Origin of the sequence: Chitiniphilus shinanonensis DSM 23277, assembly GCF_000374805.1 — a bacterium.
Taxonomy (GTDB): Bacteria; Pseudomonadota; Gammaproteobacteria; order Burkholderiales; family Chitinibacteraceae; genus Chitiniphilus; species Chitiniphilus shinanonensis.
This window is the reverse complement of sequence record NZ_KB895374.1, coordinates 1-2,459: the sequence shown is the minus strand read 5'-3', so window position 1 is coordinate 2,459 and position 2,459 is coordinate 1. Positions and strand designations below refer to the sequence as shown.

At 46.6% G+C, this 2,459-nt stretch carries 4 protein-coding genes; all 4 read right to left on the bottom strand.

Features of this window, described 5'->3' with window-relative positions; translation table 11 throughout:
- Positions 1 to 113 precede the first annotated feature (113 nt).
- Positions 114 to 377, bottom strand: coding sequence for a MafI family immunity protein (locus C556_RS21210; RefSeq protein WP_211214763.1), 264 nt, complete (start codon positions 375 to 377; stop codon positions 114 to 116).
- 380 nt (positions 378 to 757) lie between these two features.
- Positions 758 to 1,126, bottom strand: coding sequence for a hypothetical protein (locus C556_RS23370; RefSeq protein ID WP_157236282.1), 369 nt, complete (start codon positions 1,124 to 1,126; stop codon positions 758 to 760).
- 92 nt (positions 1,127 to 1,218) lie between these two features.
- Entirely contained in the window at positions 1,219 to 1,584 is a 366-nt protein-coding gene (locus C556_RS23365; protein WP_157236281.1) for a hypothetical protein, read from the bottom strand.
- Positions 1,584 to 2,459 (bottom strand): hypothetical protein (locus C556_RS21970; protein WP_211214762.1); only part of this gene is annotated, 876 nt, incomplete at its 5' end. The genes C556_RS21970 and C556_RS23365, both read right to left, overlap by 1 nt.

The window sequence follows — 2,459 nt, the reverse complement described above, 5'->3', positions numbered from 1 at the left end:
CTAGCCAGCGCATACATCTCCAGCAACTTGCCTTGTTTGCCAACCTTGCGTCCCAAGAGCGGCGCAGCGGTTTGGACGAATTCGGTTTCACTCAGACGACACCGGCCATCAGCTCACCTTACAACCAAATTCTTTAAATGCTTATACGGGCCAAGCGTGACATCAAAATTCATATCTCGAGCCAAATCCATTGCCTCAAGATACTCAATTTCACTTAGCGATATTTCATACTCACAAATATGATCACACAAAATCTCAAAAGCTAAAGGCACCTCATTGTGGTTCATGTAATCCAAGGCTCCATCCAAAATCAATGAATCCAGCCTTCCTTTGAATTTTTCGCCAAAATTAAAAATCCGTTCCTCAAGCATATCCATCTCACTGTCCCACAGGTTTATAAGGTGGTACCGGCGTAGAATCTGGGAAAGCAGTTATGACTTTTCCTGTCGCGGGCTGAAAAACCACACGAATACGCATTCCATCCCTAGTTTCATATGCAACCCATTTAGCCGAGTCTCCTTTGGATGTATATACCCCCCAGTTCCTGTCTGCGCATACCATCTTGTATTCGGCGACGTAGCAATATCACCAACTTCATGAATAGTCTTTTCCGTCGACCACTCAACAGGGAACAGAGATTTACCTTGGTTTCCAGGCCACGCATGGCCTCCGTTATTAGGGCCATCCCCATACAAGATATGTTGCTTGGCTTCAGGCGAGAGAATATCTACATAGCTTTTATGTTCAAGTCATTGCCCTAAAAATTGAGCCAGGCGTCAGCATGTTTCCGTGACTTTTGACCTAACATTTTTAATATTTCAGACAAACCATTTTCATAACGAGAAGCCCTTGAGAGCATGGCCTCAATCAGCCCTGTAGCGACTGCCGTCTTTAAATACCCATCAGCATCGTTCATAGCCTTCTCAATCAAAAAAAAGCGTTCTTGATCATTCAACCAGCCCACTTCAAATAATTCATCGACAATTTTTTCTCCAACCTCAGAAAAAAGCATTGTCAAGGGTGGATCATCTGGCAACCAATAATCAAAAACACTCCCTATAGTCTCCTGCATACCTTCATCACCTACTGCAATTTTTTCCAAGAATTGGTAACAATCCTCATGCATACCTTATCTCCCTTCCAAAGCATTTTTATCGGCTTCGTTTGTTAATCCAAGAGAAATTAGGTCACGAGGCAACTCCGTTCCCCAACCCACATCTACCCTCCCCATTCAAGCCAAGATTTTAGATAAGCCTTAGACTGGATTTGCAAAAAATTTTCCATTTTTTCCCATAAATCTTTATTTTTAATTGCTTCCGAGTACATTGCCTCCAACAACCCAGTAGCAACATATGCAGCCAACTCTGTGTTTTCAGAAGTAACGCCAGCTTCGATTTTCTCAAACACATAATCTCTCTCACCCTCAGACAGAGAACAAAATCTCCTTGCAATCCCCCGCCCAAAATAAGAAAACAAAACTGTTATTGGAATATCATCACCCCAATCATCAAATGCCTCCACCCTGAATGCAGCAACACACTCAATCTGAGATAAGCTTTCAACAAAATCTTTCCAGTTTTCCATTATTTTCCATTAAGCGCATTTTGAAGATCCCGCAAAACATTTTCAGCAGCTGATCTATCGTTAGATGACGCATTGGGGGTTTTTTCAAGCCAGATTTCCAATGCGGAGGAATAGTCTTTCGCTTTTTGAGTATGGGTTTTCCCTCCAACCTGTTTTCCAGTAGACATTTCATATCTAACCGCGTCCGCTGTACTTCCTGTACCAATTTTCGCACCATCACGATATAGGTCATTCATCAACTGTTCTAACTTGGAATCCGAAACAATCGGTTTTGTCATTTTTGCAGCAAGCTCATCTTTCAGCTTTTGCGCCGTCGTGGCACTTTCCGCCCCACTGGTAGAAGTTCTTGTCACTTCTACTTTGTCAATCTCCTTCTCCGAGCCAGCTACGCCAGGCTTTGCCCCCCCACCCTGCAACGGCGCCACCGGCCGATCCTGCCCCACCATCTCCCCATCCACCGGCGACGGCTCGCGCGGTGCGGTCGTCGGCTTCACAGGCTTCACCGGCTTGGCCGCAATATCCCCTTCCATCCCCAGCTTGTTCAGCGCATAGGCACCCGCAACCCCGTTAGCGAACAGCTTCGTGCCCTCCAGCCGCCCAAGCGCGGCCTGCGCACCCTCTTTGCTGAAGCCCCAATACTCCACCAAAAAGTTCACTTTGGCTTCATACAGCTTTTGCGCTGCTCTACCCTCTTCGCTCGTCGCATTGAGCAAGGCTTCAATTTGCTGATACCCCGCCTGCTGCTCCTTGGGATTCTGGTAGCCCAGATTGGAGTAGGTCTTGGCTGCCTGTTGCGCTTTGTACCGTTCAACGTCGCAGGCAAATTGGTTACTGCCCTCGCAGGCGGCCCGCAACGCGGCATCGGCTTTTTTGTC